At 69.2% G+C, this 26,051-nt stretch carries 27 protein-coding genes and 1 pseudogene; 18 read left to right on the forward strand and 10 right to left on the reverse strand.

What is annotated here, in order from left to right:
• Window positions 1-31: 31 nt before the first annotated feature.
• The 6 genes from ACPXCS_RS33180 to ACPXCS_RS33205 all read right to left on the reverse strand — a co-directional run bounded on the left by ACPXCS_RS33180 (window position 32) and on the right by ACPXCS_RS33205 (window position 5,030).
• Window positions 32-244, reverse strand: coding sequence for a helix-turn-helix domain-containing protein (locus ACPXCS_RS33180; RefSeq protein WP_425950772.1), 213 nt, complete (start codon window positions 242-244; stop codon window positions 32-34).
• Entirely contained in the window at window positions 241-840 is a 600-nt protein-coding gene (locus tag ACPXCS_RS33185) for a WhiB family transcriptional regulator (RefSeq protein WP_425971094.1), read from the reverse strand. The genes ACPXCS_RS33180 and ACPXCS_RS33185 overlap by 4 nt, the downstream gene beginning before the upstream one ends.
• A gap of 405 nt (window positions 841-1,245) precedes the next feature.
• Window positions 1,246-1,968 carry a 5-formyltetrahydrofolate cyclo-ligase gene (locus tag ACPXCS_RS33190; RefSeq protein ID WP_425950770.1) on the reverse strand — a complete coding sequence of 241 codons (723 nt, stop codon included), beginning with the start codon at window positions 1,966-1,968 and terminating at the stop codon, window positions 1,246-1,248.
• Between the two features lie 17 nt (window positions 1,969-1,985).
• Complete coding sequence (locus ACPXCS_RS33195; protein WP_425950769.1) at window positions 1,986-3,152, reverse strand: helix-turn-helix transcriptional regulator; 1,167 nt, start codon at window positions 3,150-3,152, stop codon at window positions 1,986-1,988.
• A 210-nt stretch (window positions 3,153-3,362) separates the two neighbouring features.
• Window positions 3,363-4,556, reverse strand: coding sequence for a helix-turn-helix domain-containing protein (locus ACPXCS_RS33200; protein WP_425950768.1), 1,194 nt, complete (start codon window positions 4,554-4,556; stop codon window positions 3,363-3,365).
• Between the two features lie 6 nt (window positions 4,557-4,562).
• Window positions 4,563-5,030 carry an NUDIX hydrolase gene (locus ACPXCS_RS33205; protein WP_425950767.1) on the reverse strand — a complete coding sequence of 156 codons (468 nt, stop codon included), beginning with the start codon at window positions 5,028-5,030 and terminating at the stop codon, window positions 4,563-4,565.
• Between the two features lie 168 nt (window positions 5,031-5,198).
• Between ACPXCS_RS33205 and ACPXCS_RS33210 the strand changes: the two genes are divergently transcribed.
• From ACPXCS_RS33210 to ACPXCS_RS33290, 17 genes and pseudogenes are all read left to right on the forward strand, one after another.
• Window positions 5,199-5,999, forward strand: coding sequence for a TauD/TfdA family dioxygenase (locus ACPXCS_RS33210; protein ID WP_189722309.1), 801 nt, complete (start codon window positions 5,199-5,201; stop codon window positions 5,997-5,999).
• Window positions 6,000-6,123: 124 nt separating this feature from the next.
• Complete coding sequence (locus ACPXCS_RS33215; protein WP_425950766.1) at window positions 6,124-7,644, forward strand: sensor histidine kinase; 1,521 nt, start codon at window positions 6,124-6,126, stop codon at window positions 7,642-7,644.
• Between the two features lie 71 nt (window positions 7,645-7,715).
• On the forward strand, window positions 7,716-8,231 hold the full coding sequence (locus tag ACPXCS_RS33220) for a roadblock/LC7 domain-containing protein (RefSeq protein WP_425950765.1): 516 nt from the start codon (window positions 7,716-7,718) through the stop codon (window positions 8,229-8,231).
• The gene (locus ACPXCS_RS33225) at window positions 8,228-8,641 is read left to right on the forward strand and encodes a DUF742 domain-containing protein (RefSeq protein ID WP_425950764.1); all 414 of its coding nucleotides are present in this window, start codon (window positions 8,228-8,230) and stop codon (window positions 8,639-8,641) included. Before ACPXCS_RS33220 ends, ACPXCS_RS33225 begins: the two co-directional genes overlap by 4 nt.
• A 52-nt stretch (window positions 8,642-8,693) precedes the next feature.
• Window positions 8,694-9,281, forward strand: a complete 588-nt coding sequence (locus ACPXCS_RS33230) for a GTP-binding protein (protein WP_425950763.1) — start codon at window positions 8,694-8,696, stop codon at window positions 9,279-9,281.
• Window positions 9,281-9,922 carry a GAF domain-containing protein gene (locus tag ACPXCS_RS33235; RefSeq protein ID WP_425950762.1) on the forward strand — a complete coding sequence of 214 codons (642 nt, stop codon included), beginning with the start codon at window positions 9,281-9,283 and terminating at the stop codon, window positions 9,920-9,922. The genes ACPXCS_RS33230 and ACPXCS_RS33235 overlap by 1 nt, the downstream gene beginning before the upstream one ends.
• A gap of 86 nt (window positions 9,923-10,008) precedes the next feature.
• Entirely contained in the window at window positions 10,009-11,262 is a 1,254-nt protein-coding gene (locus tag ACPXCS_RS33240; RefSeq protein WP_425950761.1) for an acyl-CoA dehydrogenase family protein, read from the forward strand.
• Window positions 11,263-11,401: 139 nt separating this feature from the next.
• The gene (locus ACPXCS_RS33245; RefSeq protein WP_425950760.1) at window positions 11,402-11,881 is read left to right on the forward strand and encodes a DNA-binding protein; all 480 of its coding nucleotides are present in this window, start codon (window positions 11,402-11,404) and stop codon (window positions 11,879-11,881) included.
• Window positions 11,882-11,955: 74 nt separating this feature from the next.
• On the forward strand, window positions 11,956-12,528 hold the full coding sequence (locus ACPXCS_RS33250; protein ID WP_425950837.1) for a hypothetical protein: 573 nt from the start codon (window positions 11,956-11,958) through the stop codon (window positions 12,526-12,528).
• The gene (locus ACPXCS_RS33255; RefSeq protein ID WP_425950759.1) at window positions 12,525-13,100 is read left to right on the forward strand and encodes a DUF6624 domain-containing protein; all 576 of its coding nucleotides are present in this window, start codon (window positions 12,525-12,527) and stop codon (window positions 13,098-13,100) included. Before ACPXCS_RS33250 ends, ACPXCS_RS33255 begins: the two co-directional genes overlap by 4 nt.
• A gap of 70 nt (window positions 13,101-13,170) precedes the next feature.
• Window positions 13,171-13,638, forward strand: a complete 468-nt coding sequence (locus ACPXCS_RS33260; RefSeq protein WP_425950758.1) for a DUF6082 family protein — start codon at window positions 13,171-13,173, stop codon at window positions 13,636-13,638.
• Window positions 13,639-13,764: 126 nt separating this feature from the next.
• The gene (locus tag ACPXCS_RS33265) at window positions 13,765-13,950 is read left to right on the forward strand and encodes an FxLD family lanthipeptide (RefSeq protein ID WP_107454372.1); all 186 of its coding nucleotides are present in this window, start codon (window positions 13,765-13,767) and stop codon (window positions 13,948-13,950) included.
• A gap of 88 nt (window positions 13,951-14,038) precedes the next feature.
• On the forward strand, window positions 14,039-16,078 hold the full coding sequence (locus tag ACPXCS_RS33270; RefSeq protein WP_425950757.1) for a lantibiotic dehydratase family protein: 2,040 nt from the start codon (window positions 14,039-14,041) through the stop codon (window positions 16,076-16,078).
• A complete protein-coding gene (locus ACPXCS_RS33275) occupies window positions 16,075-17,142 on the forward strand; it encodes a lanthionine synthetase C family protein (RefSeq protein ID WP_425950756.1) in 1,068 nt (355 codons plus the stop codon). The genes ACPXCS_RS33270 and ACPXCS_RS33275 overlap by 4 nt, the downstream gene beginning before the upstream one ends.
• Window positions 17,143-17,174: 32 nt before the next feature.
• A complete protein-coding gene (fxlM, locus tag ACPXCS_RS33280) occupies window positions 17,175-19,217 on the forward strand; it encodes a methyltransferase, FxLD system (protein WP_425950755.1) in 2,043 nt (680 codons plus the stop codon).
• Between the two features lie 4 nt (window positions 19,218-19,221).
• On the forward strand, window positions 19,222-20,334 hold the full coding sequence (locus ACPXCS_RS33285) for a hypothetical protein (RefSeq protein ID WP_425950754.1): 1,113 nt from the start codon (window positions 19,222-19,224) through the stop codon (window positions 20,332-20,334).
• A gap of 269 nt (window positions 20,335-20,603) precedes the next feature.
• Window positions 20,604-21,788: pseudogene (locus ACPXCS_RS33290) on the forward strand (ABC transporter); the annotation flags it as partial.
• A gap of 68 nt (window positions 21,789-21,856) precedes the next feature.
• Here ACPXCS_RS33290 and ACPXCS_RS33295 read toward each other — a convergent pair.
• From ACPXCS_RS33295 to ACPXCS_RS33310, 4 genes are read right to left on the reverse strand one after another with little or no spacing between them, the layout of a single operon-like run.
• Window positions 21,857-22,333: a Mov34/MPN/PAD-1 family protein gene (locus ACPXCS_RS33295; protein WP_425950753.1), complete on the reverse strand. Its 477-nt coding sequence runs from the start codon at window positions 22,331-22,333 to the stop codon at window positions 21,857-21,859.
• Window positions 22,330-23,610: a HesA/MoeB/ThiF family protein gene (locus ACPXCS_RS33300; protein WP_425950752.1), complete on the reverse strand. Its 1,281-nt coding sequence runs from the start codon at window positions 23,608-23,610 to the stop codon at window positions 22,330-22,332. Before ACPXCS_RS33300 ends, ACPXCS_RS33295 begins: the two co-directional genes overlap by 4 nt.
• Entirely contained in the window at window positions 23,604-24,188 is a 585-nt protein-coding gene (locus ACPXCS_RS33305; RefSeq protein ID WP_425950751.1) for a hypothetical protein, read from the reverse strand. The genes ACPXCS_RS33300 and ACPXCS_RS33305 overlap by 7 nt, the downstream gene beginning before the upstream one ends.
• Window positions 24,185-25,162, reverse strand: coding sequence for an SMODS domain-containing nucleotidyltransferase (locus ACPXCS_RS33310; RefSeq protein WP_425950750.1), 978 nt, complete (start codon window positions 25,160-25,162; stop codon window positions 24,185-24,187). The genes ACPXCS_RS33305 and ACPXCS_RS33310 overlap by 4 nt, the downstream gene beginning before the upstream one ends.
• A 378-nt stretch (window positions 25,163-25,540) precedes the next feature.
• On the opposite strand from ACPXCS_RS33310, the gene ACPXCS_RS33315 reads away from it, so the two are divergent.
• A complete protein-coding gene (locus ACPXCS_RS33315; RefSeq protein ID WP_425950749.1) occupies window positions 25,541-25,762 on the forward strand; it encodes a hypothetical protein in 222 nt (73 codons plus the stop codon).
• Window positions 25,763-26,051: the final 289 nt, after the last annotated feature.

Raw genomic sequence — 26,051 nt, forward strand, 5'->3', positions numbered from 1 at the left:
ACAGGGGGCCGGGATGGTCCCGGCCCCCCTGTTAGGAGACTCGCTGCTGCTGCGCCCACTTCGCTAGTTCCGTGACCTGAAACCTGAGCTTCCCGCCGAAGTGGTAGCGAGGCACCCCATGACGCTTGGATTCCCGATACATCCAGCTCCGACTCACACCAAGGAACTTCGCGGCTTCATCGACTCCAACATACCGCCTGACTTCTGCCCTGCGCGCACTGTGCTCCAACTCCGTTTGGCTCATGTCCTGGAGACCTCAGGCGCGTTCTGTGCGGTGACGGATGGGCGAGGACCGTCCGTCTCGACCGTGCGTCGTTCCACGCGGAGGAGCTTCTTGGCATGCGCTTCTGACACCTTCAGGACACTGGCAACTCGTAGAGTGGAGGTCCCTGACCTAGCAGCCCGCCGGATCAGTGCCAGCCGTTCGGCCCTGGTGAGAAACACGTCCCGCCCCAAAAGAGCAGCCGCGACCCTTGCCGGATCACACCGAAGCTCAAAGCGGTGTCGGGCGACCTTCCGCTCCGCCTCCGTCATCCCACCTCGCACACCGTACGTATCACCCTGCTCAAGAGAGGCGTCCAGGCAAATCCTCCTGACCTGGCATGTCGAGCAGATCCTCTTTGCCTGAGCAATCCGTTCCTCATCCGCGGCCATCTCGGGGAAGAAGAGATCAGGGTCCCTCGCCACTTCGACCGCCACGGCGCATGCCGCCTTCCGCTGCCAGGTCTGATCTCCTCTGATCCGAGGGCTGGCGTTCCTTACGTCCATCGCTAGTACTTCCTGCTCCGACGTCGTGCTTCCGCTGAGGACCGCAACCGGCCCAACCGACACACGAAGCATCCAGAGAATCACCGGTTTGGCTAACCGGCGATCGTCGGCTATGTTGCCCGCCCTTCGGGACTCTCAGCTCCCCCGAACGAGTCGACCAGTCCATGACACTCGTTGCGCGCGCAGCGCCGCACTGGCCAAGCCTCTTTTACCATTTCCGCCGTGGCGAGCCAGCTCGCGGGGTACAAGTCGACGGCTGTATGCGAACTCCTGTGGCATCGCGATCAACCGGGCACCCCACGCGCCGGCCCGCCGCAGCCACCAAGCCCAAGCCAGCCGCTGCCGCCGCCCCGGCAGACCCGCACTACGAAGGGATCGCGATCTACGCGCTGAGCCTGTCCCGTCCAACTCGGGGTTGCTTGCTGCGTGCTGGGCAGCGAACGAGTGCCGTGGCCCTCAAGCCTCGGATCCACCCGCTTAGCGGTTCGCCCTCGCCTGCAAAGCAGGGATGGCAGCGATCTTGGAAGCGTCGAGGCGGTCCCAGAAGATCCCCTTGGGGCGACGCGGTGAAGTGCACTCGATCACTGCTTCGGGCGTGATGATCAGGTCGACGTTCACGTCGTGGTCGGTGACCGGAATCGGAGAGTCGATCACCTGGAGCGAATGGACCGTAGTGACGACAAGCGTGCTCGGACCCACGAGTCCAGCCTCCGTCAGAAGCGCAAACTCGAGATCTGAATAACCAGCCCCCTTACCGATTCGAGCGCCATCGCGGTTGACCGCCACACTCCCCAGGACCACGACATCCACCGGCCTCAAGGCATCGACTTCGACGGTGGGGGCGACCGTTGCCGCGACGCGGCTCGCCGCAGCTTCAAGTGGCGGGACGTCCAGCGCGGCAGGATCGAGCAGATAGAACGGCTTGAGCGTGGCCAGCTTCGGCACCGCCATGTACACGAGCTTGCCCTCCTCAAGAGCGCGTGCCCGCACAGGAAGCTGTGCCTTGTCCGGCACGGCCTTGATGACCCTGGACTTCTTCCACGCGTCCAGTGCCGCCAGACGAGCAGCGGCCAGATCCGAGCCCTTGAAGTTAGGGATGCGGCCGTGCGCGGTGTCGTCGTAGACCGCACCGGCCGCGTCGAGAGCATCCCAGACCTGGGTTCGTACAAGCTGCTTGGCGGCGTCGTGCTTCGTCGGCACCCAGGTTCTCCTCACACTTACGTCGTTGCCATGAGGGCGAAGAGCCGATCATGGACGTCGGCGACGATCTGTTCCTGACGCCAGGATCTCAACTCACGCGCCGCGCGGAAAACCAAGTTCAGCCCTCCCCCTCCTCGCGTGTCCTCCAGCTCCGTGATGGCCTCGGTCAGCGTAGCCACGGCGGCGTCGATCTCTCTCTGGCGGATGTAGGCGAGAGTAAGGTTTCCAAGCACGATCGCGCGTGACTTTCGTCGATCTTGCAGTTCGGCGGCCGTCGTCTCCAGGACCTCTTGCGCGCGTCGGTGCTGCCCAAGGGACAGATAGCACGATCCTGCCAGGCGACCGAACTGAGTTGAGGACACCAGGTCGGCGGCAGCGTCCATCCCATCTGTTCTGTCCAGCTGCCGCTGTGCTTCGGCGAGGGTCCTCTCACAATCATTCGCCTCACCGAGCATGGCGTGCGCTTCACCGGCGTGCAGCAGTGCGAGGCCCGTCACGGCTGGGCTGGTGGATCGCGCAGTGTCCGCGGCTTGGAGGGCCAAGGCCAAACCGCTCCGGGGGTCCTGAGCTCCGTAGAGCGCCACGTAGCAGGTTCTCAGGAGGGCTCGTCCTTCGAGCGTGTGATCACGCAGTCGCCGGGCGACTTGGACGCTCTCGTCGTAGTAGCCACGCGCCGTCGTGTGGTCCCGTCGCTGTGAGGCGTCCCAGACGAGTTGGCCCATGAGCGTGAGGGCGTCAGCCTGGAGCCCCAGGAGCTCTCGCTCCACTCGCCCATATGGGGCTCTGCGCGCCATGTAGGTGATCTGGCTGAGGTGCTCTCCGCCCTTCGCCAGCAGGCTTGCCGACGGCGCCTGGTCGTATCGGGCCGCAAGCTCGTCGAAGGCGTGCCGCAGGTCAGCTGCCGTCGTCAGGTCCGCTCTGACAGTGTCAGAAGGGACGGCGTTATGGCCCCTTTGCCGACCGCTCGTTACTTCGTTCTCATCCCCCAAGAGGTCGACGAGCACCGCGACGGAGACCTGGAGGGCATCAGCGAGACGTGGGCGCATCCACGGCTGAGGCGAGGCGGCACCCATCTCCCAGCGGACAACCGTGGAGCGGTCCACACCCAACTTCTCAGCCAGGGCTTCCTGCGTGAGGCCGACGGCTCGCCGTCGATCGGCAAGGCGCTGCCGTCTGCGTGCCATTACTTGGACCCCCAAAATCCCTTCAACGTCTCACATGGTGCAGACACCCAGGTCATGCCCGTCGATGCCACATGGATGCATCACCTGCGCATCAAATCTGCTCTGGTGACACACGAATTGGGTCGCTTTTGTGTAAGCCCACACCCCACACGACGAAGGACCCTGACGGTGTTGGTCTCACGAACTGGTGCCCCGTGGCGCGACATGGGGCTAGGCCGCCATCTCGCCGCGCATGCGGTGCAGCGCCTGGGCCGCAGCGTGGTATGCCGCCGACAGCCGGCCTGCAGACGCTCGCATGACGCGCTGGAGCTGGTGCGGCAGCCGCTGCGCGACCGCTTCACGGACAGCAATGTCGAGGGACTCCGCCGCACCGTTACGGTCGTCGGCCAGCAGCTGGACATGTCCGACAGTGACCAGCTCAATCACCCGCCACTGTGGCGCAACAGTGGTGGTGGGGGTCGGGCTGTGCTCAACCAGCCGTATGGCCTCATGAGTCCGTCCAGTTGCGATCAGCCCGCGCAGCCGGATCTCGTGCAAAGAGAACGGATTGAACAGGCTGGTGTGCTCCACCGTGGACAGGAGGTCGTCTGTCTCCTGCAGTACCTGGTCGAACAGAGCCCCGTTGCCCAGCGCACCAGCCGCTCGGGCCAGGAGCGGGAGGCCGGCAGCGCGTGCGTCTTTGTCCGGCGCAAGCGCAACAGCGCGGCGCAGGCGTTCCACGGCCGCGCCTCGCAGTCGGGCTTTCCGCAGCTCGTTTCCGTGCATCCGCAGCGCGTACGAAGTCATCGCCGGGTCTTCGAAGTATTCGGCGAGCTCCAGGCTCTTGGCCGTCCAGTGTGCTGCGGTGCTCAGCCGCTCTTCTGGAAGAACGTTCCCCAGGGCTACGCCAAGCCCCACACGGGCGCGGGCGAGCAGGTGCAGGACTTCGCGCTCGGTATGTCCGTCCTCCACGCGAGCCTCCAGGCGGGCAACCAGTGGCCACAGTTCGGAAACTGCTTCCGCTGCATGACCGGACTGCCGGGCGATCTCGGCGAGCCGGACGGTGGATTCGCCGAACTGCAGCATGGCGCGGTGGTCTGTGTCGGCCACGTCCGTGACGCCAAGGATGTGCGGTGGCAGCCGCAGGCACTCACAGACGCGGCGACGGGACCCGACGTCGTCGAGGTTGCGCTTTCCGAGTTCAAGCGCGGAGATGTAGGTCTTGTCGTATCCGAGGAGTTCGCCGAGTTCGGTCTGGTTCAGCCCGTGCACACGGCGGTAGAAGCGCAAGATGCCCGCGAGGTCTCCTGCTCCCAGGATGACTTCGGCTTGCGGCGTCGCCCAGTGCCACTGCGCATGGCGTGCCGACGGCCGAACAGCAGGGCGGTATTCATTTCGGTTCTCCGGAGCCTTCCGCTCGGCCATGGCCAGCTACATCCGCTCGTAGTCGTCCAGGTCCGCAGCCTTCCGGCCGTACCAAGTGGCCACTGCCTGCTTGTAACCGTCCGGCATGTGCAAGGCCGGCACTTGATCCGCGGTGAACATGCCGAGCTGTTTGTGTTCGTGGCTGACGACGGGGGCTCGGTCGGGAGTGAGGACAGTGCAGCCGTAGGTGACGATCAGGACCTTGCGGCGGGGAATCGGCTCGTAGATCCAGACACCACCATCGATCAGGGGCCCGGCCTTCACTTCCCATCCGGTCTCCTCCAGGATCTCCCGCTCCAGAGCCGCTTCGGGGCTGTCATCGGTCGGTACGGCCCCGTCCGGGCTCCCCACCTCCAGGCGCCCTCCGGGCAGCTCCCACTCGTCACGCTCGTTCTTCAGAAGGAGCACCCGGTTGTGTGCGTCGAGGGCGACGCCCTTCACGGAAACCGGCCAAAGGGGCGGCGTATAGCTCATCACGGTCCTCGTCCTGCGCTGTGCGGTCCCGGTCTCCGGAACGTAGCACGTGGCGGACAACCTCCCGCCCGACTGGGCGAATTGACCGAGTCGACAATCTGTCGCTTTACCGGCCCCGCTACGGCTTCGCACCCTGACTGCACCGACCTCATTCAAAGGAGCACGGCGATGCGCGATGCCCTCACTCGCCCGGCGACGCTCTTCGCATCCCACTACATCGACATTCGCGCACCGCACGCTGCCAGTTCAGTCGCCGCCCAGTTGCAGGACACCGGCCTGGTGACCATCGACGGGCTGACGTCCCGCGCCGCGGTCTTGGGCTTCGCCACCGGGTTGATGCGCATCACGCCACACCCCCACGGCGACCCGGACGGGCTGACCGCCATTCACGACACCGGTGTCCACGCCCACCGCGCGGGCTTCGCCGGGCTCGGGCACGGTGACTTGGAAGCGCACACCGAGCGTTCTGGTGTCCCTAACCCGCCTCGTCTCATGCTCCTCGTCTGCCTGCGCCCCGCTGCCGAAGGCGGGGATGTTCTGTTGGCCGACGGGCACGACGTCCTCGCTAGCCTGTCCGCCGACAGCCGCGAAGCACCCGTCATGCTCTCCAAGCCGAGAACCGCGTACTTCGGTGCCGGCGCAGGGCACCCCGCCCAGGTCTTCACGGTCCACGCCGACGGCCGGGTGTCGGTTCGGCTGCGGCAGGACGGCCTGGCCAGATGGAGTCCGGTCGTCCACTCGTATCTACCTTCCCTCCGTCGGGCGGTCGCGGGCTGCCAACGCCGACTCCGCCTCCAACCGGGCCAGGGATACCTCGTGGACAACCATCGCTGGCTGCACGCCCGTACCCGCTTCTCCGGCAATCGCCTGTGCCTCAGGGCCCTCGGAGAACCGCGCACCCCCATGCCAGAGGGCTTCGCACCGGACTCCGTCGGCATCTGCCTTCCCAAGACCAACGAAACCGTCTGATGTCCTCCTCACCGACGGCCTACTGGCCTGTCCCGCCGTCCACGTCTGACCGCGTCGGTGCCCCGGACATGACCCAGGGTCGCAGCTCCTTCTAGCCGCCCCTCCCCCACTGACGAGGTTCCCCATGCCTGACAGTGCGTTCCCCCTACGACCGGTCTCAGCCGGCCACCGCAGACGCCGGCCTCCACGGATCGACGCGCTTACCCTGCATCATGTCCGCCGCGCCGTGGCACAGCCCCTGCTGCTGCTTGCCGCGCTGCTGGGAGCCGCCTTCACCGTCTGGTCGATGTCCGGTTTCGGTTCCGGCTGGCTCCTGCTCGGCCTCGCCTGCGGGCTGGCTGGAATCGCGCTGGTGGCGGACCGTGGAGCGCGAACGGCCGCAGGAGCCGTGCAGGCAGTCGTGGAGGAAGCCCGGGCAGCGACGCTGACAGCGGTCACCGGGGCAGCGGCAGCCGTCGAGAAGTCGGTGCACTGGTCGGCGGACGAGCTCTGCCGCGGGGGACGCCCAGCACTGCCGGACATGCAGACGCCGCAGCCGACCAGTCCGAACGCCGAGATCAACAGGGCGCTGGGCGCACTCCAGGTGCAGGCCGTCGCGTCGCTGATACGCGTGCACGACGAGTCCCAGTCCGTCGTCCTTCTGGAAGTGCTGCGCCGTCTGGCCATGCGCGAGCACGCCCTGGTGGGGAAGGCGCTTCAGGCACTGAGCCAGCTGGAGATGCTGACCGACGACCCGGAGCTACTGGCCAAGATCTTCGAGATCGATCATCTCGTGACGCGGATGCGTCGCCAAGTCGAGAGCACGGCGGTGCTGGGCGGGCAGTCCCTGCGCAGCGGGCGCCGGCCGGTTCCGGTCACGACCGCGCTGCGCGGCGCGATCTCCGAGGTCGTGCAGTATCCGCGTGTGGCCGTCGCGGCCGGGTCGGTGGGCGCCGAGCTGGGTCTTCCCGGCCATGTGGGTCCGGACCTGACGCACCTGCTGGCCGAGCTGATCGAGAACGCCTGTGAATGTTCCGATCCGGCGACGAAGGTGATGGTGCGGGCGCAGCGGGTGGCGAACGGGCTGGCGATCGAGGTCGAGGACCGGGCCATCCCCATGCATCCGCAGACGCGGGCACAGATGAATCGGCTCCTCAAAGCCCCCGACGAGGTCGACGTCAGCGGGCAGGTCCGCGCCGGCCAGCTCGGCTTGCTGGTCGCCGCGAAGATCGCCCAGTCGCACGGGCTGTCCGTTCTCCTGCAGGAGAACGTGACGGGAGGCACCACCGCCCTGGTCGTCATTCCGGCACGGCTCCTGGTAGCGATTCCCTCGGTCGACGACGCGGGCACGCTGCCCAAGGAAGCCCGCCCTTCAGCATCGGCGCCGCGGCAGGTTGCCGCGCCTCCCACTACCCCGACGGCAGGCCAGGTCACACACTCCGGCACCGCAGGGGCGGCGGGAGCCGCAGGGGCAGGTCACTCTGCTGATGCGCCTGCTCTTCCCACCCGTAGACGCCAGGCCGGCTCGTTCCGTCCACCGCGCGAGCGGGAGCAGGCCCCCGTGATCGGGGCGACGCCCGGGCTTGCAGCCGCCTTCCGTAACGGCATCCAGGCTGGCGGGAAAGCCGATTCTCCCCCCTCTTCGGCTGATCAGCCCATGCCCTGAGCCTCGCCCGTCCTTCCTGTTCCCGGTGGCCCGTTACATCCGCTGGCCCTTTCCCCTTTGGAGCGATCCCCATGAGCACCCACCCCGCGAGGAACAACGTGACCGGCGACGCGCCCGCATCCGAGACGACTGCCAGCGGACAGCGGGACAACATGGCCTGGCTGTTGCGTCAGTTCGCCTCCGAGACGCCGGGCATCACGCACGCCGTCCTGCTGTCGCGCGACGGACTGCGGCTGGTGGACAGCGACGTCGACAAGGACTGGGCGGACGAACTGTCGGCCGCCCTCAGCGGAGTTGCCTCCCTCGCGGCGAACATCACCGGCCCCACCCACAAGAAGAGGCCGGCCCGGCAGGTCATCATCGAGCGAGACGACTGCCTGGTCTTCGTCCAGAGCGCCGGGCGCAGCGCGGCCTTCGACAACCACCCCGGCAACGAACGCGGTGAGGTGGACGCGATCCTCGCTGTCATCGCCACCACGGACGCCGACGCGGGCACCGTCGGGTTCGAGATGGGCCGCCTCGTGCAGAAGTTCGCCCCCTACATGCTGATCCCCGTTCGCGTCGGCACGGGCGGAGAGGTCCGGTGAGCACACACGGCCGCGCGGCCGACGAGTCGACGTTCGTGCGGACCTACACCTTGACGCGCGGGCGCACCAAGCCGCGGCACCTGCTCGCTCTGGACACCGTGCTTGACGCCGGGCCGGGGCGGCCCGGCCCGGCGCAGGCCGAGGAATGCGAGGAGATCCTCGCCCTGTGCCGAGAGCGCCGGCGTTCGGTGACCGAGCTGGCGGGCCGACTCCGTCGCCCCGTCACCGCCGTCAAGATCCTCATCTCGGACCTCCTGGAAGCCGACGCCCTGGTCGTCCCCGTCACCTCCCCCTACGCCGCATACGACCCGGACGCGGATGACGGCCCAACCCCACAACTGCTGGCGGCCCTCTCAGCGGGCCTGAAGAGGAAGTGGCCCGATGCCATCGCCTACCCCCAGGCAGGATGACCCGGCCGTGGTGCTGCGGACTCCGTCGCGCCCGCAGGCCGGTGCACCGACCGTGTTGAAGATCGTGATCGCCGGGGGCTTCGGTGCGGGCAAGACGACCGCCGTGGGTGCTGTCAGCGAGATCACGCCGCTGAGCACGGAGGAGTACCTGACCGAGGCGAGCGCGGACGTGGACAGCCTGGCGGGCATCGAGGCGAAGAAGACCACTACGGTCGCCTTCGACTTCGGCCGGCTCAGCCTGCCGGACGCGCCCGTGCCCCTGGAGCTGTTCCTGTTCGGCACGCCCGGCCAGGACCGGTTCGTCGACCTCTGGTACGACCTCTCCCGGGGAGCTGTCGGCGCTGTCGTCCTGGTCGACACCCGCCGTCTGGAAAGCAGCTTCACTCCCGTCAGCTTCTTCGAAGACATCGGCCTGCCCTTCGTCGTTGCCATCAACCAGTTCGACGGAGCGCACCGTTACCTGCCCAAACAGGTCCGTACCGCCCTCGAACTCCCCACCTCAGTACCGGTGGTCACCTGTGACGCCCGCGACCCGAACCACGTCGCCGGCGTCCTGCTGACCCTCGTCGACCACGCCGTGAAGCACGCATCCGCGAGCCGCGTTCGCCACGCGCCCCCTACCACTCTCCAGGACGCCTGATGTCACAGCACCCCAGCGACCCCTACCTCGCACCGTCGACCACCCCACCCGCACTGTCCTTGCCGCGCCGCAACCTGCGGGACGCCGCCCGCGGGCCGTCCGTCCCGGCCAGCGCCGCCGTCACCGGACTGCAGGCCCAGCAGGCGACCGAGCTGGCGCAGCGGTACGAGCTGCTGGAACGCCTGGGCGTTTCCACCGTGGCGAGCGAGGACTTCGACGAGCTGGCACGCGACATGGCCACGCAGGCCGGGTTCCTGTACGGGTTCGTCAATCTCTTCCTGGAGGAGCAGACCTTCGTCGGGCTGCATCAGCCGCCCGCGGACAGCGGGTACGTCATCGTCGGCCGCACCATGAGCCGCGACCACGGCTGGTGCCCGGAGGTCATGGCCCGCAAGAAGGCCCTCCCGCTGCACGACGTGCACGCCAGCCCGCGCTTCAGCGGCAACCACGTGGTCGACGCGGTCGGGATCCGCTCCTACTTCGGCGCACCGCTCATCCACGACAGCGGCACCGTGCTGGGCACGGTGTGCGTCATCGACCCCGAGAAGCGACCCCTGAGCCAGGCCCGACGGCTCAGGGACATCGTCATCGACGCCGGCGCCCAGGTGATGGAGCACATCGCCCGCGCGCCCGTCCGCTAGGCCGTTCCACCACCCCCGCCCGGAAGCCGCAGGCGATCCCCGGCCGCTCCACCGTGCGACCTTCACCCAGGGAGAGGGAGACGACCATGCCCGCCACACCCACCACACCGCCACCGGCGCTGCGCCCCTACCTCACCACCCGCCATGAACTGCTGTGGGACGAGGCGGACACCTTCGCGACCGAGCACATCGCGCCACGCGCCGCACGCATGGAGGCCGCCCCGGGCAGGGTGGAACGCAAGGTCGCCGACCTGATGGCCGCACGGGGCTGGTTCGCCGTCACCGTCCCGTCCGCCTTCGGCGGGCTGGGCGTCGGACACGTGGCCAAGACGATCCTGGTCCACCGCATCGCCTGCGTCTCAGCGGCTGCCGCGGCCATCCTCCAGGCCACGCTGATCCCCGTCGGTGCCCTGCTGCACTTCGCCACCTACGAGCAGAAGGGCCGCTGGCTGCCCCGTGTCGCGGACGGTTCACTGCTGCTGTCGATCGCCGTGACCGAACCGCGGGCAGGCGGACACATCGGCGGCATCGAAACCACCGCCGAACGCGCCGGCAACCAGTGGCTGATCACCGGCAGCAAGATCCACATCGGCAACAGCCACCTCGCAGGAGCCCACCTCGTCGTCGCCCGAACCGATCAGGCGGGAATGAGCACCTCCCAGGCACTGACCGCGTTCATGGTCGAAGCCGACCGCCCCGGGCTCTCCGTCTCCGACCACCGCCCCGGCCTCGGCCTGCACGGCTTCTCCGCCGGCCGCCTCGACCTCGACCACGTCCGCGTCCCCGAGGACAACGTGATCGGAGATATCGGCCAGGGGCTGAGCGTGGCCCAGAGCAGCAGCATCCTGTACGGCCGCCCCAACCTGGCCGCAGTCAGCCTCGGCATCCACGAAGCGGTCGTGGCCACCACGACTGCTCGTCTCAAGACCCGTCCCCGCTACCGAGGCACCCTGTCCGAACTGCCGGTCCTGCGGGACCGCATCGGCGACATGGAGGCCCGCCTGCGCGCCGGACGAATCCTGGCCTATCAGTCCGTGCACCTCCTGGACCAGGGCCTGCCCTGCGACGCCGATCTGATCAACGCCAAATACCTCGGCCACCAGTGGGCCGTGCAGTCCACCCAAGACGCCATGGAACTGCACGGTGCCCACGCCCTCGACCGCGACTACGTCCTCCAACGCCTGTGGCGCGACATCCAGCACACCTACCCACCGGCCGGAACCGGCGAAGTCCAGCGCATACGCCTCGCCGATGCCGCCTTCGACGAAGGCCACATCGAGTGGTCCGAACGCCTCGCCGCCGAAGCCGCCTGGGCCCGCCCCGACCCCACCGCCGCATGAGCCCCCGTGCGCGGCACCCGTGAATCCAGATTGCCGCGCACGGGCCCTTGCCGCCGGCCCCAGTCCCCCGCGGGGGCCGGCGGCATCTCCCCCGGTGACTGTCCATCCCAGTCGAGAAAGAGACACCGTGACTCCGCCCGTGACGACCAGCGCACCGATCACACCCCTGACGCCGACCCTGAAGCGCGTCGCCCAGCACCTCGCGCACGGCCTCACACCTCAAGAGATCGCAATAAAGACCGGACTGTCGGCCGTTACCGTCCGCCAGTACGTCCGCGATATCCGCGAGAACCTCCACTGCCCGCCCCGCTGCAAGCCTTCGGTGATCGTGCACCGCCTGTTCACCGCCCAGCAGGTGGCCTCTCCCACGGCAGACAGGCCAGCACCGGAGCTCAGCCCAGAGCAGCTGCTGCTGCTCCGAGCCGTCGCTGAACACAGCGATGCCCGCGACATCGCCGTCGCCGCCAAGATCGCCCCGGCTGACCTGCGCGCCGCGCTCGACCAACTCCTCGCCGACACAGGCGCACAAGACACCACCCAGCTGGTGATTCTGGCCCACGGCTGGAAGCTGCTGACGACCGAACAGGCCCACGCGACACGGACCGGAGCGAGCCAATGAGTAGGCCCCCGACTCCCACGGACTGCGCGGAGCGACCGGCTGCGGCACCATTCGCACCGGCGCCCCTGGTCGCCATATACATGGTGCGCACGCTACACACGGACGCCGAGCGCGAGGAAGCTGCCGCCCTCGTGCAGGACCGCCAGCACTGGCTCACCATGCGCAGTCTCCCGGTGCCCGCCCAAGCCGACATCCCGGCTCTCTTCCTCGACCCGCAGACGAGGCCAGCCGGCCTCTTCGAGGACGGGAAGCTGCTGGCCTGCATGATCCCCGAGCGCGACCCCGGCCTCGGATGGGGCGAGGGCCCGTGCCTCTTCCTGGGCTGCGTCCACACCCTGCCCGGCCAGCCCGACGACATCCTCCGGCTGATCACCCTCTGGGCATCCGACTTCGCCGCCCGGCTCGACCTCCCGCTCGTACGGACCGAGACCCTGGCCCGACACGCCCTGGAAGCCGAGCCCATCGCCGCGCTCCTGCGTCGGCTCACCGACATGGCCTGGGATGTACAAGGATCCGACCCAGGACGAGGGGGTGACCGAGTCGCCCGTCTCGAACTGGCCGCCGAGTCCCGGTCCGGGTTGAGCGCGCTGATCGGCTGCCGCGTCCACCAGCCACAGGCCGCCCCGGATGATCGGGGCAGCGCATGACGACCGCCGGACCACAGCGGCCCGACATCGCCCGCGAGCTGATCGCCCGCGCGACGGAGTCGGCCGCGCACCGGGCCAAACGACTGCGCAACCAGCTCGATGCCGTCCAACTCGGCCAGGGACGTCACGCCGATCACGCCAACACCAAGGTCCTGCGCCGCATTCTGGCCGAGCACGACTGGCCCGGTCACCGTCTCGTCGGCCCTGCCGCCGCCCGCGCCGCTTGGAGCATCGCCCTTCACAGCGACGACGATCCCGACTTCCAGCGCGCCGCCACCACCCTGCTGGAGCGTGTGGTCAGGGCCGACGATGCGCTCATCCAGCACTGGGCTCACCTGCACGACCGCGCTCTGATCAACAAGGGTCAGGACCAGGAGTACGGAACCCAACTCCTCCTCCATGCCGACGGCATCAAACTTTGCCCGCTGCGCGCGCCGGAATCGTTGGACGAGCGAAGGGCCACCGTCGGGCTGCCGCCCATCGCCGTTGCCCTGGAAACGGTGCGTCGCCGATACGCCCCAGGTCACCGCGCCGAAGACGCCCTGGCCGTCGTGCTCGCGGAGGCCGCTTGAACGGAGCCCTGGCCTCATCACCAGCCGGACGCTCGGACACAACCCCGCCCTATGAAAGGACCGTTCACCCATGAAGCTCACCACCGCCGTCCTCGCCGCCGGTGCTGCCCTCTCCCTCACCACCGCCGTGGTGGGAGCCGCCCGGTTCAGGCAGGACGCGCGGCACCAGGCCGAGCGGAACGATGCAGTCCTCGCTCGGAACCAGCTGGACTGGCTGGCACAGATGTCCACCAACCCCGACGTCGCGAAGCTCTGGACGCCGGAGGACATGGACGTCGAGGAGTACATGCAGCTGCTGAACGCCAACCAGCTCATCTGCATGCTCAGCCTGCGCGATCGTCTCGGCTTCGTTCGTGCCGGGCATCTGCCGTGGTACGCGTCGAAGCTGATGGAAAGCGACGTCTGCCGCCGGTACTGGAACCGGTTCGGCGACCTCCGCGCCGAAGAGGCCGAGGGCGACGAGCGCGCCGAGCACTTCACCAGGGTCCTGGACCAGGCCGCGAAGAACCATCCGCAGGCCCAGCCCGCAGCAGTCTGATGGCACCACACACCGACCTCCAGACGCCTCAGGGCAGGCGACTTCGCCCGGCCATCGCGTCTGGCAGCAGACTCCGGAGTCCGACCGGGCGCCGGAATCCTGCACCACCACTCCTAGGAGGCATGCATGACCGCCATCCAGGCCGAGAGGCCGGCCGCTCCCGCGCAGGCGGACCTCGTGAAGACCGATGACGACCCGTTCGGGCTCGACATCACCTTCATCGAGGGCACGCCGGCGACCGAGACGGCCCTGATGTGCAGCACGGGCGACACCTGCGGCAGTTCCTGCCCCAGCGCCTGCACCACCTCGTAAGCCGGGCCATCCCGGCAGCGCGGGCCGGACGGGGGCTCTCCCCGTCCGGCCCGCCCCGCCCGTCCCACAACAAGAAGGGAGAGCGCTGATGACACGGCAACGGCCTAGCCTGTACGAGGGCGCGGGACAGGCCATACTGCGTGCCGCGGTGCACGCGACCGAGCCCGCCATGCCGCCCTGGCCGGCGTCCACAGGGCCCGTGGAGCAGTGGCGCGCGTGGCTGAGCGCGGTGTGGTCCGACACCGACTTTCGCCGGACCGCGTCGGAGGCGAGCCCTCACCTGGCCGATCAGGTGCAGGCCATCATCAACGGCCGGACGCCGAAGGTGCGTCGGATGCGACGGGCGGCGCTGGCCACGGCCCGTTACGCGATCCGCTATGCCCGCCGCTCCACCCCCTATGGCCTGTTCGCCGGCGTCGCCCCGCTCAGCTTCGACCAGGCAACAGCCGTGCGCTTCGGCGAGGAGCACCAAGCCGTCACTCGCCCCGACCCGGTCCGTCTCGACGAGATGCTCGGTGTCTTGGAAAAGGACACCGCGCGCATGGCCGATACGGAGGTGTGCGTCAACACGCTGATCCGGCAGCGCGACCAGCACATCCACGTGCCGTCCGAGGGCGACGCCGAGTTCCGCCTCGCCCTCAGCCCCGCGCTGCGTCTCGTGATTGACCTGGCCCGATCCCCCATCACCTATCACCAGTTGGCTGACAAGCTGGCCGCGGAGTTCCCCGCCGTGAGCGACACGGCATGCCACCGGCTCCTGGGCGAACTGCTGCGGGTGCAGCTGCTGCGCTCCTCGCTGCGCGCGCCCGCCACCATCGCCGACCCCACCGACGTCTTACCGCCTGCGACGCGCACCAAGGCAGTCGCCCTGCGGGCAGCGTACGACCTGCGGCTGGACGCCGACGTGCGACTGCCCGAGCAGGTGCTGACCGAGGCGGAGACCGCGGCGACCCTCCTTGCGCGCCTGGCCACTCATCCGAACGGAACGCCGACCTGGCGCCGGTGGATCGAGCAGTTCACCGAGCACTACGGCGAGAACACCGCCGTGCCGGTGGAGGTGGCCACCGACCCCGACCTAGGCGTGGGTTTCCCGACAGGGTTCGTCACGGCGAGCGAACCGCCCCGGCCGATGTCCCGGCGCGACCGCCTGCTGCTGGAGCTGGCCGGCACCGCAGCCGCAGAAGGCGACCGCACCGTCGCGCTGACCGGCGTGATGATCGAGGAACTCGAAGCAGCGACCGGAGACAAGCCTCAAGACTTGGCGCCCCACCTTGAACTGGCCGCACAGGTCCACGCGTCCTCCATTCAGGCCCTGGACCGAGGACACTTCCGGCTGCGCGTTCTGACCGTCTCCCGCTCGGCCGGATCGATGACTGGACGGTTTTGGCACCTCCTCCCCGGCACCGAGGTGACGTACGCCCAGCTGCCCACCGTCGATCCCCAGGCGGAACTCGCGCAGCTCTCGTTCCACGCCGGGCGTGTGCCGGCCGACCTGCTCACCCGCTCGCCACAGGCGCTGCCCCGCATCGTCAGCGTCGGCGAATTCCGCCACCCCGGCCCCAACGTCCTGTTCCCCCGCGACCTGTCGGTCACCGTCGCCGACGGCCGCCCCCAACTGGTGGAATCCTCCACGGGAAAGCGACTGGAGCTGTTGGCCCCCACCGCGATCAACTTCCTGTGGAACAACTACACCCCGCCGATGGCCCGCTTCCTCGGCGAGATCAGCCGGGCCGCGTCCCCGCAGGTGACCTGGTTCGACTGGGGCGCCGCCTGGGCCCTGCCCTTCACCCCGGCCCTCACCTACCGGCGCACCATACTCACCGCCGCCCGGTGGAAGATCCGCAGCCGTACCCTGCCTGCCCGCACCGCCACACTCCAGCACTGGGCGGACCAACTCCACGCCTGGCGAGTCCGGTTCCGGGTGCCGGAACGGGTACTGCTCGCCGAGGACGACCAGCAGCTGCCCCTCGACCTCACCCGCGACGTCGACCTGGACCTGCTGCGCGCGCACCTGGACGCCAGCCCCTTCGGCATCGCCACACTGCACGACGCGCCCCCTCCGGACGCCGACGGGTGGATCGACGGCCGGGCCCACAGCATCGTCCTTCCCCTGGCCAGGCGCCCATGACCACCACCGTGCCCCGCACGCAGGACCTGTCCGAGAGCGCCCTGGGGACGGCCCTGCTCGACATCGAGCGCGGTGACCTGCCCACCGCCCGGCGCCACCTCACCCAGGCCACCGCCCAGGGCGTGAGCACGGGCAGCAACGCCAGCCTGTTCCACGGCGCCCCCGCCCTGGAGTTCGTCCTGGCCCGCGCCCACGGAGCTGACGACCACGTCCGCGCGGCCGTCGACCGCGTCGTGGACGCCCAGCTCGCCGCAACCCACCACCGTCAGACGACCGGCGGGCTGCCCCACCTCGCCGAATGGGACCTCATCCGGGGCCTGACCGGACTCGCCGCCCTGCTGCTGTCCCGCCGCCCGCTCGCGGCCCGCCTGCCCGACGTGCTCGCCTGTCTCGTTGCGCTCGCACACCCCGCCCGCGGTGAAGGCCGGGTCGTGCCCGGGTGGTGGTCGCCGGTCGGCCCCGACGGAAAGGAAATGGCCGGCGGACACGGCAACAACGGCATGGCCCACGGCATCGCGGGTCCCCTGGCCGTGCTCTCCCACGCCCTCCGCGCCGGAGTCAGCGTCCCCGGACAACTGGAGGCGGTCGGCACGTTCGCGACCTGGCTCGACCGGCACGGCACCCACTACTGGTCCACCGCAACGCATCTGGACGCTGACCAGCCTCCCAAGGCGGAACCGGCCCGCCCGTCCTGGTGCTACGGCCAACCCGGCATCGCCCGCGCCCAACAACTCGCCGCGCTCGCCCTCGGCGACCCTGCACGGCGCCAAGCGGCCGAAGACACCGTCGAGGCCATCCTGACCGACCCACTGCGGCTCGCCCGGATCACCGACTCGACCCTGTGCCACGGCTGGGCCGGCCTGCTGACCCTGACCCGCGCGGTCGCCTCCGACAGCGCCAGCCCCGAACGCTTCGCCCCCATCATCCAGGACCTGCACCGGCGCCTGTCCGCCGACTGGGAGCACCTTCCCAAACCCGGATTCATGGAAGGCCGAGCCGGAGCCCAACTCGCCCTGAACGCCACCGACACCACCGGCTGGACTCGCGCCCTCCTCATCACCTGACCCCGCCCCTGCATCGCAAGGAGTTCCATCCCATGACTTTCGACGACGAGAACCTGCCGATCCCTGCGGACAGGTCCTGGTGGCACGCTTCCGTGGCCTTCCCCGATCAGAGCCACGACGCCGCCCGCGCCCTGGCGACCGCTCTGGTCGGACGCCGCTTCCACTTCCTCCGCAAGGACGCCGGCGTGCGCCTGCGAACCGAACAGCCCGTTACCGACCGGCTCGACCAGCTCGTCGCCAAGAAGGCCATCACCGGTTGGGTCGGCGGGATCTACGAGCCGGAGACGCACGCCTTCGGCGGGCCCGAGGGCATGGACGTCGCCCACGACGTGTTCTGTGCCGACAGCCCGGCCGCGCTCGCCGAGACCGGCAACCCCCACGCCCGCGAGCGCAGCGTGATGCTGCTGTCCGCCATGATCCGCGGGGCCGGACTGGACCCGTTCGAAGCCGGAGACGTGTGGGCCCGGTGGGCTGCCCTGCGGCCCCCCGTCGCCCCTCCCCATGGGCCTGCGCTGGAGAGGGCCGTCTCCTCGATGCGGCGGCTGATGAACGCCGACGCCGCTCTGCGCCCGGGCGCAGAAGCGGGCTGGGTCCAGCTCGTCGCCGCGTTCGAGGACGCCGGCCGCCGCCTGCGCCGGCTTGCCGCTGACGGCCGACTGATACGCGGAATCCGGGGCGTCATCGCCCATCACGCGATCTTCGCGTTCAACCGCGCGGGCGTGCCTGCCGACGCGCAGGCCGCCACCGCGTGGCTCGGCCGTCACGTCGCTTTCTCCACCGGAGAAGGCGCTGACGTGTCTACCCGCAAGTCCGTATCTGCGGACCCTAGCCTCCCTCGAATGGAGACCACCGTGACACCCGTAACCGACCCCCACCAGCTGCGCGAGTCCCTCGCCCAGCGGCTCGTCGACAGCGGCCACCTGCGCAGCAAGGCGGCCATCGACGCCTTCCGCACCACCGACCGGCACGCCTTCCTGCCCGGCGTCGACCTGGAGAGCGCGTACAAGGAGGACGCGGTCCCGATCAAGCACGACGAGCACGGGGAGATGATCTCCTGCATCTCCGCGCCGTCCATCGTCGCCACCCAGCTCGAACAGCTCGGCGCCCAGCCCGGTCACAAGATCCTGGAAGCCGGAGCCGCCACCGGATACAACGCCGCTCTCCTCGGCAAGATCGTCTCCCCCGGGCAGGTGTGGACCCTCGACGTCGACCAGGACCTCGTCGCCGGCGCGAGCCAGCACCTCGCCGAGGCCGGCGTCGACAATGCCACCGCGGTGATGGCCGATGGCGCGGCCGGGCTGCCCGAGCACGCCCCCTACGACCGGATCATCTTCACCGTCGGTGCCGGCGACGTCCCCGTGAAGATCCTCGACCAGCTCGCCCCCGGCGGGCGCCTGGTCCTGCCGATGCGCATCCGCGGCAGCATCTCCCGCAGCTTCGCCTTCGAACGCGACGGGGACACGTGGAGGACCGTCTCTTGCGAGATGGCCACCTTCATCCCGCTGCGCAAGGGCGTCTGCGACGACGTGTACACGCTGGTGCCGATGGCCGGCGAGGGCAATGTCCGCCTGGAGACGTTCAGTGAGCAGGACGTCGACCGCGACGCGCTGCGCTACGTCCTCGACCAGCGGCAGACCAAGATCTACACCGGGGTGAAGTTCCGGCAGGGATCGGCGTGGGAGTGGCTGTATCTGTACCTGGCCTGCGTGCTGCCCAACGGCCTATCCCGGCTGCCGGGCCAGCGCCCCGGGTTCACCCCGCACTTCGGGTGGGGCTCCATGGCCGTCCTCGACGCCGGGTCGCTCGCGTACCTGACCATCCGTGAGGGCGAGGACGAGCAGGGCCGGTACTGGGAGGTCGGCGTGATCGGCCACGGTGAGGGCGGCGCCGGCCTCGCCGAGCGCGTCGTGAGCGAGATCCGCGCCTGGGACGCGACCGGCGGCAACGACGCCCCCGAACCGGGCTTCCGGATGGCCGTCGCCGACTCCCGTGACCGGCTGACGACGGACGACGCCCGCTTCGTCGTCGACAAGCCCTACAGCCGACTCGTCGTCGACTGGGCGCGCACGGGCTGAGCCGGTGATCCCCGCGATAGCCAGCCGCATTCCCCTGGTCCGCCGCACCAAGGCTCCCGCGCTTCCCTTGGAGGAGCGCATCAACCACCTCACGGGGCTGACCGTCGCGCCCGCAGGTGCGGGCCACCATGACCTGGTGGCCCGCGCCTGTGGGGTCCTCAACTACGCCGCGCTCATCGCCTCCGATGTCGGCCTGCCCGACCTGGCCGAGGATCTGTGCTGGCGCCAGCACCAGGTCTTCGCCAACGCCGGACGCCTCAGCGGACGGGTCGCCGTCATGTCGCTGATGCCGCTCGTGAACCTCTCCCGATTGCAGACTCGCGCCGGCCACGGCGAACTCGCCTACGGATTGTTGTACAGCCTCAACGACGCTGCCCGACATCGGAACAAGACCGACATCGACGGCCGCACCGTCGACCTGTCTGCTCTGACCGGCACGGACGAGGACCACCGCACGGCGTGCCAGGAGCTGTACGTCACCCTGCTCGTGGACGGCGCCCGCGCGCTCGCCAGGATCGGCCGGTGGACCGAGGCCGCCGACGCCATGGCCCAGCACCGCGGCATTGGCAACCGCCTTCTCGACGGCCGTCAGATCAAGATCATGGCCCTGATGGAGCAGGGCTTGGACCAGCAGGCCCGCGACCTGATCGACACCAGCCAGCTCACGGAGCCTTGGGAGAGAGCCATCGCTCTCCTCCTCCACGCCCACTGCCGGCCCGCAGACGCCCTCGTCCCTGAACCCGACCTCGACCGCACCCTTGATGAAGCCGTCCAGCTCCTTGCCCACCCCGATCCACCGACCGCCACTTTCCAAACCCGGACGGGCCTGTCAGCCCTCGAACTGGACCGCACCGGACGACATGCCGCCCGCGTACTCGACTCCCTCGTCAGCGTCGCCCGACTCGACGCCTACGCCGCACGAGACGCACTGCACCACCCCGTCGCCGCGTCTGCCCTGGACGACGGGGCGGCAGACGCGCTCAACGCGGTGATCGCCGCGGCCGGACTGGGATCCGGCGTCCTGTCCGCACACCACCATGAGGCTCTGACGGGCGCGGTCGGCCACGCCGAGACAGAGCTGGAAAGGCTGCTGCAGGCCGAACCAGATCCCGGCTAGTAGGGGGCGTCGCGACGGTCGCCGACCCGCGGCGCGCCGGCAACGACCGGGATGACCCGCCAGGCTGCCCACGCTGTTTGGCGGTGTCGGCGTTTCGGCCATTTCCTGCCCGCAGCCGCTCCAAGCAAGACCAGGGATCCCTCGCCCGCGGGGTTCCCTGATGCAGGAAATAGCAGGCTCCGCAGCACGACCGAATGACGTGTGTTCGATATCGCAGCCGTGTCGTTAGACCTCACGACTCTGCCGCAGCGACCGTCCTAGGGGGAACGATGACCTCGGCCATTACGCAGGACCAGCCGCCGCAACCGCCGAAAGGGACCGCGCCGGACGACGAACCACAGGAGGCCGGTGTTCGAGAGGAGGAATACCTCTACCGCGACGAGTCGAGGCTCCAGGCCGGCTCCCTGCTGACCTCCCGCACCATGGCGCGGCGCCTGCCCTCGCTCGTGCGGCGCTCGGTGCAGATGGCCTGGCGCGTGGACCGCGGCGCGACCATCGGCCTGCTGGTATGCCAGATCGGGACCGGCGTCCTCGCGGCCCTCGGCCTCCTGGCCGTCACGGGCACGATCACCGCGCTGGTCTCCTCGGGCGACATCACCGAGCGGCTGTGGGACGCCGCCCCGCAGCTGGCCGTGATCACCACCGTCACCGGCCTGCGCGCGCTGCTGGGCATCACCGTCGTCTGGCTGACCGGCCGTCTGCGCCCGGTGCTCGGCCGGGCCGCGGAGCTGACGATGATCGAGGCCGCGCTCGGCGCGGAACTGGCCGCCAACAACAAGCCCGGCTACAACGACGCCTACGACATCGCCGACCGCGGCGCCCAGGTCACCCCCGACCTCGTCGAAGAAGCGCAGGACGTTCTCGCGGCGACCGCCACGCTCACGGCCGGCGCCACCGTCCTGGCCGTCCTGCACCCGCTGCTCCTGCCTCTGCTCTTCCTCGCCTGCCTGCCGCAGGCCGCCGCCTACGTGCGCTCCGCACGCGTGATCTACCTCGCTGGGCTGGAGACCTCCGGGCGGCGCAGGATGCTGGGCAAGCTGCGCTGGCACATGGCCTATCAGGAGTCCAGTGAGGAGATGCGCGGCTGCCTGGCCGGCCCCTTCCTGATCGGCCGGTACCGGCGGCTGGCCGCCTCGGTCAACGCGGCCGAACGGAAGGCCGCGAACACCGGTGCCTGGATGGGGCTGGCCGGAGCAGTGGCCGGCGGGATCGCCTCGACCGCGGTGTGGGCGGCGCTGCTGTGGCTCCTGGCCTCCGGGCGGATTAGCCTGGCGGTCGGCGGCGGCGCCGTCTTCGCCCTCCAGACCGCCACCGGCTCGGTGCGCGGCATCATCAACGGCGGGGCACGCCTGGTGCGCACCGGCTGGTACGTGCGGGACTGGCAGAACTTCCTCGACAACGCCCACGGCCAGGCCATGACCGACTCCGCGCAGCTGTGCGCCGCCCCGCCGCGCGGCTTGCCAGCCATGGTGAAGGGTGACGACGTGCTCTGTCGCTGCTCTGCCCGCCCGTTTTCGGTGTCCTAGCCGGTAGAACTGGAGAGCTGCATGTGCACGGGCTCAATGTGGCCGAGGCGGCATGCCCATACGGCACCCTCCCAGCCGTCCGCATGGGGAGCAAAGATCACCGCGATGACGCTGTGGAAGCCCAGCTCCGGATCGTTGAGGAGTTGCCTGTAGGTGGCGGCGTCGCGAGCGCTGGGGATGGGGCGGCTGGTGGGGTGGGTGTGCCACTCGCCGATCCAGACGCTGCCGTCGCTCGCAAACGCCTCCTCGGCCAGTGCCCGGGCGTGTGCCAGGCCGCGGAGGAAGTAGGTGGGGGTGCGCACGGCGGCCGGTCCCGGGGTTCCGGCGTGGTGGACGGTGACGGTGTTGTGGGTGTGGTGTCCCAGCAGGATGCCTCCGGTCTCCGTGGTGTGGTCGGCCGTGCGCAGTTCAGTGGTGACGATTCGGGTGGCAGGGGCGGTGAGGTGCACGGCGGTGACGGGCTGCTGGGTCATGGTGCTTCGCAGGTGGGACAGCCGGATCTCGGTGGTGTGGCGGGGAGCCAGCGCAGCTCGGCGGTGTGGCCGAGGTTGAAGGGCGGCGCCCAGTCGGGTTGGCGACGAAGGCTGAGCAGCGCATGCTCCCCCGGCAGTCGCTGGTCGGGGTGTCCGGCACGTTGCAGGACTGTGGCGACGGCGGTTTTGGCCGCGAGCTGAGCCACCAGGTGAAGGTCGGAGCCGACGGCGGTCATCGGCCGGTGACGGGTGCCGGTGCCGTACCCGGCGTCCAAAGCGGGCTCGGGGTCGAGGCCGCCTGCCTCGGCGAGGCTCCGGCGTCTGCAGGTGAGGCAGCCGTGCTGGGGCCAGGGGTGCAGGCGCAGGATTTCGCCGAGGGCGCCGTCCTGCAGGACGCACGCGAGCACTGCAGTGAGGCCGGCGCGGCGGGCCAGGTGGCCGGTGACGCGGCGTGGGGCCACTCCGTCTGCCGTGCACACGACGAGGTGGGTGTCCGCGAGGAGGGCCCGGATGTGGTCGGCGTGCTCGATGACGTCCAGGGCCATAGGGCTGACGGTGGTGTCGGGGCGCAGTGCGGCGAGTTCCTCGGCGAGGGCGGTGACTTTGTGTCGGCCGATGTGTCGGCGGGCGCTGGTGTGCCGGACGAGGTTGTGCCAGTCGAGCCGGTCGGGGTCGATGAGGGTGAGATGGCCGACGCCGTAACCGGCCAGAGCATGGGCGGTGGCCGAGCCGATGCTCCCCGCCCCGACCAGCATGATGCGGGCGTTCTGTAGTTCCTTCACGGGCCAGTGACCGCCGAGTTGCCGAATCCCGGTGGTTTCGGGCTCGGCCGACGCCTCGATGGGTTGGAAGCCCGCGCGGGTGACGTACCAGGCGACAAGGTCGGGCAGACCGCTTTCGGGAAAGGCGTCCTTCACGCCGGGGGCGTGGGTGATGGCCACATAGCCACCGTCGCCCGGCGTCTTGAAGCCGCTGGGCACGGCGTCCTTGAACGCGTCCAGCTTCATGGACGTGCCCCGCCGTGCCCGCAGGAGGTACCAGAGCGCGTGCAGTTCACTCTTGGCCTGGTACCAGTAGCCAGTAGGACGGGAGTCGCAGCCAGCGAGCAGGCGGGGGGCGGGGGGCGGCGGGTCGACCGAAATGATGGAACCGCCGCCCTCGGAGATGCCGCCCACCACAGCTAGGTCGTCCGGCTGGCTGATACGCAACGACAGTCGGCCCCACGCGCCCGAGGCGCGGAGTGTGGTCGCGGCGCCCTGTGGGATGAGGATCAGCACGCGGGATCGTCCTGTCCGCCGGTGTCCGGCTCAGGGTGGTCAGTAGTGTCCTCGGGTGGCGGGGGCTGGGCCAGAAAGTGGTCGAGGTGATGGTCGGTGACGATGCCGCTGCCGGTCATCTGCTCGATCGTCTGGTGTTTCATCAACGCGTACTCGATCCGCCAGCCGGCGGCCTTCAGCAACAGATCGACAACGGACTCGCGGCCCGTCCATACGTCATCGCGCAGGAGACACAGGCTGGCGTCGCCGTTGACGTGCCAACGGTGCTGGGTCCATTCAAGCGGTTCGGGCGGCGGATCCATGGGGACGAGCCGGGGCGCCACCATGGGATAGGCCTGGCTGTACTCCAGGCGCAGAAGGAGCCCTTCCTCGCCGATCCAGGTGGTGAGATGCTCGGGCTCAGGCCGCTCGAAAGGCCAGCGGGGCAGCCTGCCTTCCCAACTCCCTGCTCCGGCCTCGTTCCAGACGAGGCCGGGGAACTGAGCGGTGATCTCCGCGTGGTCACGGTGCAGTCGGCGCGGTTCGCACGCCCACCAGGTCTGGTGCATGCGGCCGTTGGGCGTGTGTGCGGTGGTCATCCCTGGGGCGCGTCCTTGATGGGCCGCGGGGTGATGAGCGCGGGTGTCCCGGTGATCAGTGAAGCTGGCTTGGCCGGTGCGGCGGGGGCCGGGAAGTCGTTGCCGAAGATCTTCTGCCACAGCCGCAGCGCGCTGTCGGTGTCTCCCTCGGCGGCAGCAACGCAGGCCCGCTCCGCGAGGTCTGCTGCGTCGGCGAAGGCATCGGACAGACCTGCATGGTCCAGGTCCGGCTGGATCTGACCGCACAGACCCGCCGGGTCCCACACGCCCTCATGGACGCGGACCGCGGCGGCGGTGAAGAACGTCTTCAGTGCCTGGGAGCGGTTGCCGGACCTGGGCATACAGTCGAGGGCGAGGACCTCCATGACGAGAGACTTGGTGCGCCCCTCGACCGGGGCGGTGAGCCGCCACTGTTTGAGGGCTCTGACCAGGGGCCGGAAGTGCGGCCAGTCCCGCTGGTGGTCGGCGACTTGGTCGATGAGGTACTCCGGGTTGGCCGGTACCCACCGGGTGTTCAGCTTTTCGGGGATGAGCAGCGAGCCGTCCTCCTGGCGCAGGGCGGCCATGACGTCGACGGTGAAGGCCTCCGGGTCCTCGGGGTCGTCCAGGAAGCACTTGACTGCGTGATTGCGCAGGAGAGTGTGCCGGACCTCGTTGGCGTGGGTGCCGTTGGTCTGGCTCAGCAGCCGGTTGACCTGGGTGCGGATGTGTTCGAGGGCGTCCTGGGCGCTCGGGCCGTCGTTTCCCCATTCGGGGTGCTCGTCCGGGTCGTAGACGATCACGACGTCGACGTCGTGGATGGGCCTGAGCTGCGTGCTACGGCTCAGGGAGCCTGAGCCGAACGTCTCCAGGATGTCCGGTTCGCTCAGCAGCGCGCTTTTGAACAGGTCTCTGCGCTCGCGGGCCAGTCTGGTCTTGTCTATGTCTTCGTTGACCGTCTTCTGGAAGACGTCGAATGCGTCGTCGATTCCCATGCGGTGTGCCTCCTCGGGCGCGTCGTCCAGCCCGGGTGCACGTCGGGGCCGCCGCCTCCCAGCCGGGGCACGGCGGCCACAAACAGGCATCGATGGCTGCTCGTTCACCACAGTAAGACCCACCACTGACAAACCCTCCTGCACCAGGACTAGATGATCATTTGCGGCAGCGCCCATCCGCATCGCAGCCGCGTACTTTATGCAGGTGAAAGGCACCGTCCGAGCTGTTGCCTCATATCAAGGGCCCGCCCGCCAGGCCCGATGCGGGCCTTGACCGACGGCAGGAGGACGACACTGCCGACCAGAGAAAAGACGCGCTCCTCGTATCTCCAGCGGGCATACAGCGAAGGAGACATCGGCTGGAGACCGGAGGCACGTGTGAGGTGGCATGGGCAGCTGAGACGGCTGCTGCTCTCCCGGGAGGTCGGCGGCACCGTCCTGATGGCGGTCTCCACGGCCGTCGCGCTCGGTGTTGTGCCGAGCATTCTGGAGCAGTGGACCACGCGGCAGTGGGTGTTTGTCGTGGTCTTCGCCGGCGCTCTCGTCCTGGTGCTGGTCGGGTGGGTACTGCAGCGCCCCCGTGGGCTCGGGGCGTGGTGATCAGCCTTTATCCGGCGGAGCGCACGCAAGCCTCGCGGGTGTCGGCGCTCAAGAGTGCTTCCCGCGCCGCGCACAGCACGACGCTGGTCGTCGATCGCGCAGTCCTGTGGCCCGGCGAGCACTCTGCGCAGGACCGTTGAGGTGTGGCCGACTTCGTGGCCAGGCCCATCGACGCACAGATCGAGGAGCTGCGGGCCGTTGGCAGAGCGGAGCCCGAGGTTGCGCTGTATGTGCTTGCCCATCTGCAGGACGGGTTCCTTCTGGGCCGACGCCTGGCAGACGATGCACA

Origin of the sequence: Streptomyces sp. DT190 (genome assembly GCF_049846985.1) — a bacterium.
In the GTDB taxonomy this organism is placed as follows: Bacteria; Actinomycetota; Actinomycetes; order Streptomycetales; family Streptomycetaceae; genus Streptomyces.

What these genes read in the sequence shown, in the direction of transcription:
- ACPXCS_RS33255 (WP_425950759.1), top strand. Translation starts at nt 12,525, where the DNA reads ATGACGACCGCCGGACCACAGCGGCCCGACATCGCCCGCGAGCTGATC.
- ACPXCS_RS33310 (WP_425950750.1), bottom strand. Translation starts at nt 25,162, where the DNA reads ATGGGAATCGACGACGCATTCGACGTCTTCCAGAAGACGGTCAACGAA.
- ACPXCS_RS33220 (WP_425950765.1), top strand. Translation starts at nt 7,716, where the DNA reads ATGAGCACCCACCCCGCGAGGAACAACGTGACCGGCGACGCGCCCGCA.
- ACPXCS_RS33195 (WP_425950769.1), bottom strand. Translation starts at nt 3,152, where the DNA reads ATGGCACGCAGACGGCAGCGCCTTGCCGATCGACGGCGAGCCGTCGGC.
- ACPXCS_RS33260 (WP_425950758.1), top strand. Translation starts at nt 13,171, where the DNA reads ATGAAGCTCACCACCGCCGTCCTCGCCGCCGGTGCTGCCCTCTCCCTC.
- ACPXCS_RS33200 (WP_425950768.1), bottom strand. Translation starts at nt 4,556, where the DNA reads ATGGCCGAGCGGAAGGCTCCGGAGAACCGAAATGAATACCGCCCTGCT.
- ACPXCS_RS33185 (WP_425971094.1), bottom strand. Translation starts at nt 840, where the DNA reads ATGCTTCGTGTGTCGGTTGGGCCGGTTGCGGTCCTCAGCGGAAGCACG.
- ACPXCS_RS33270 (WP_425950757.1), top strand. Translation starts at nt 14,039, where the DNA reads ATGACACGGCAACGGCCTAGCCTGTACGAGGGCGCGGGACAGGCCATA.
- ACPXCS_RS33235 (WP_425950762.1), top strand. Translation starts at nt 9,281, where the DNA reads ATGTCACAGCACCCCAGCGACCCCTACCTCGCACCGTCGACCACCCCA.
- ACPXCS_RS33215 (WP_425950766.1), top strand. Translation starts at nt 6,124, where the DNA reads ATGCCTGACAGTGCGTTCCCCCTACGACCGGTCTCAGCCGGCCACCGC.
- ACPXCS_RS33205 (WP_425950767.1), bottom strand. Translation starts at nt 5,030, where the DNA reads ATGAGCTATACGCCGCCCCTTTGGCCGGTTTCCGTGAAGGGCGTCGCC.
- ACPXCS_RS33210 (WP_189722309.1), top strand. Translation starts at nt 5,199, where the DNA reads ATGCGCGATGCCCTCACTCGCCCGGCGACGCTCTTCGCATCCCACTAC.
- ACPXCS_RS33305 (WP_425950751.1), bottom strand. Translation starts at nt 24,188, where the DNA reads ATGACCACCGCACACACGCCCAACGGCCGCATGCACCAGACCTGGTGG.
- ACPXCS_RS33265 (WP_107454372.1), top strand. Translation starts at nt 13,765, where the DNA reads ATGACCGCCATCCAGGCCGAGAGGCCGGCCGCTCCCGCGCAGGCGGAC.
- ACPXCS_RS33240 (WP_425950761.1), top strand. Translation starts at nt 10,009, where the DNA reads ATGCCCGCCACACCCACCACACCGCCACCGGCGCTGCGCCCCTACCTC.
- ACPXCS_RS33295 (WP_425950753.1), bottom strand. Translation starts at nt 22,333, where the DNA reads ATGACCCAGCAGCCCGTCACCGCCGTGCACCTCACCGCCCCTGCCACC.
- fxlM (WP_425950755.1), top strand. Translation starts at nt 17,175, where the DNA reads ATGACTTTCGACGACGAGAACCTGCCGATCCCTGCGGACAGGTCCTGG.
- ACPXCS_RS33180 (WP_425950772.1), bottom strand. Translation starts at nt 244, where the DNA reads ATGAGCCAAACGGAGTTGGAGCACAGTGCGCGCAGGGCAGAAGTCAGG.
- ACPXCS_RS33275 (WP_425950756.1), top strand. Translation starts at nt 16,075, where the DNA reads ATGACCACCACCGTGCCCCGCACGCAGGACCTGTCCGAGAGCGCCCTG.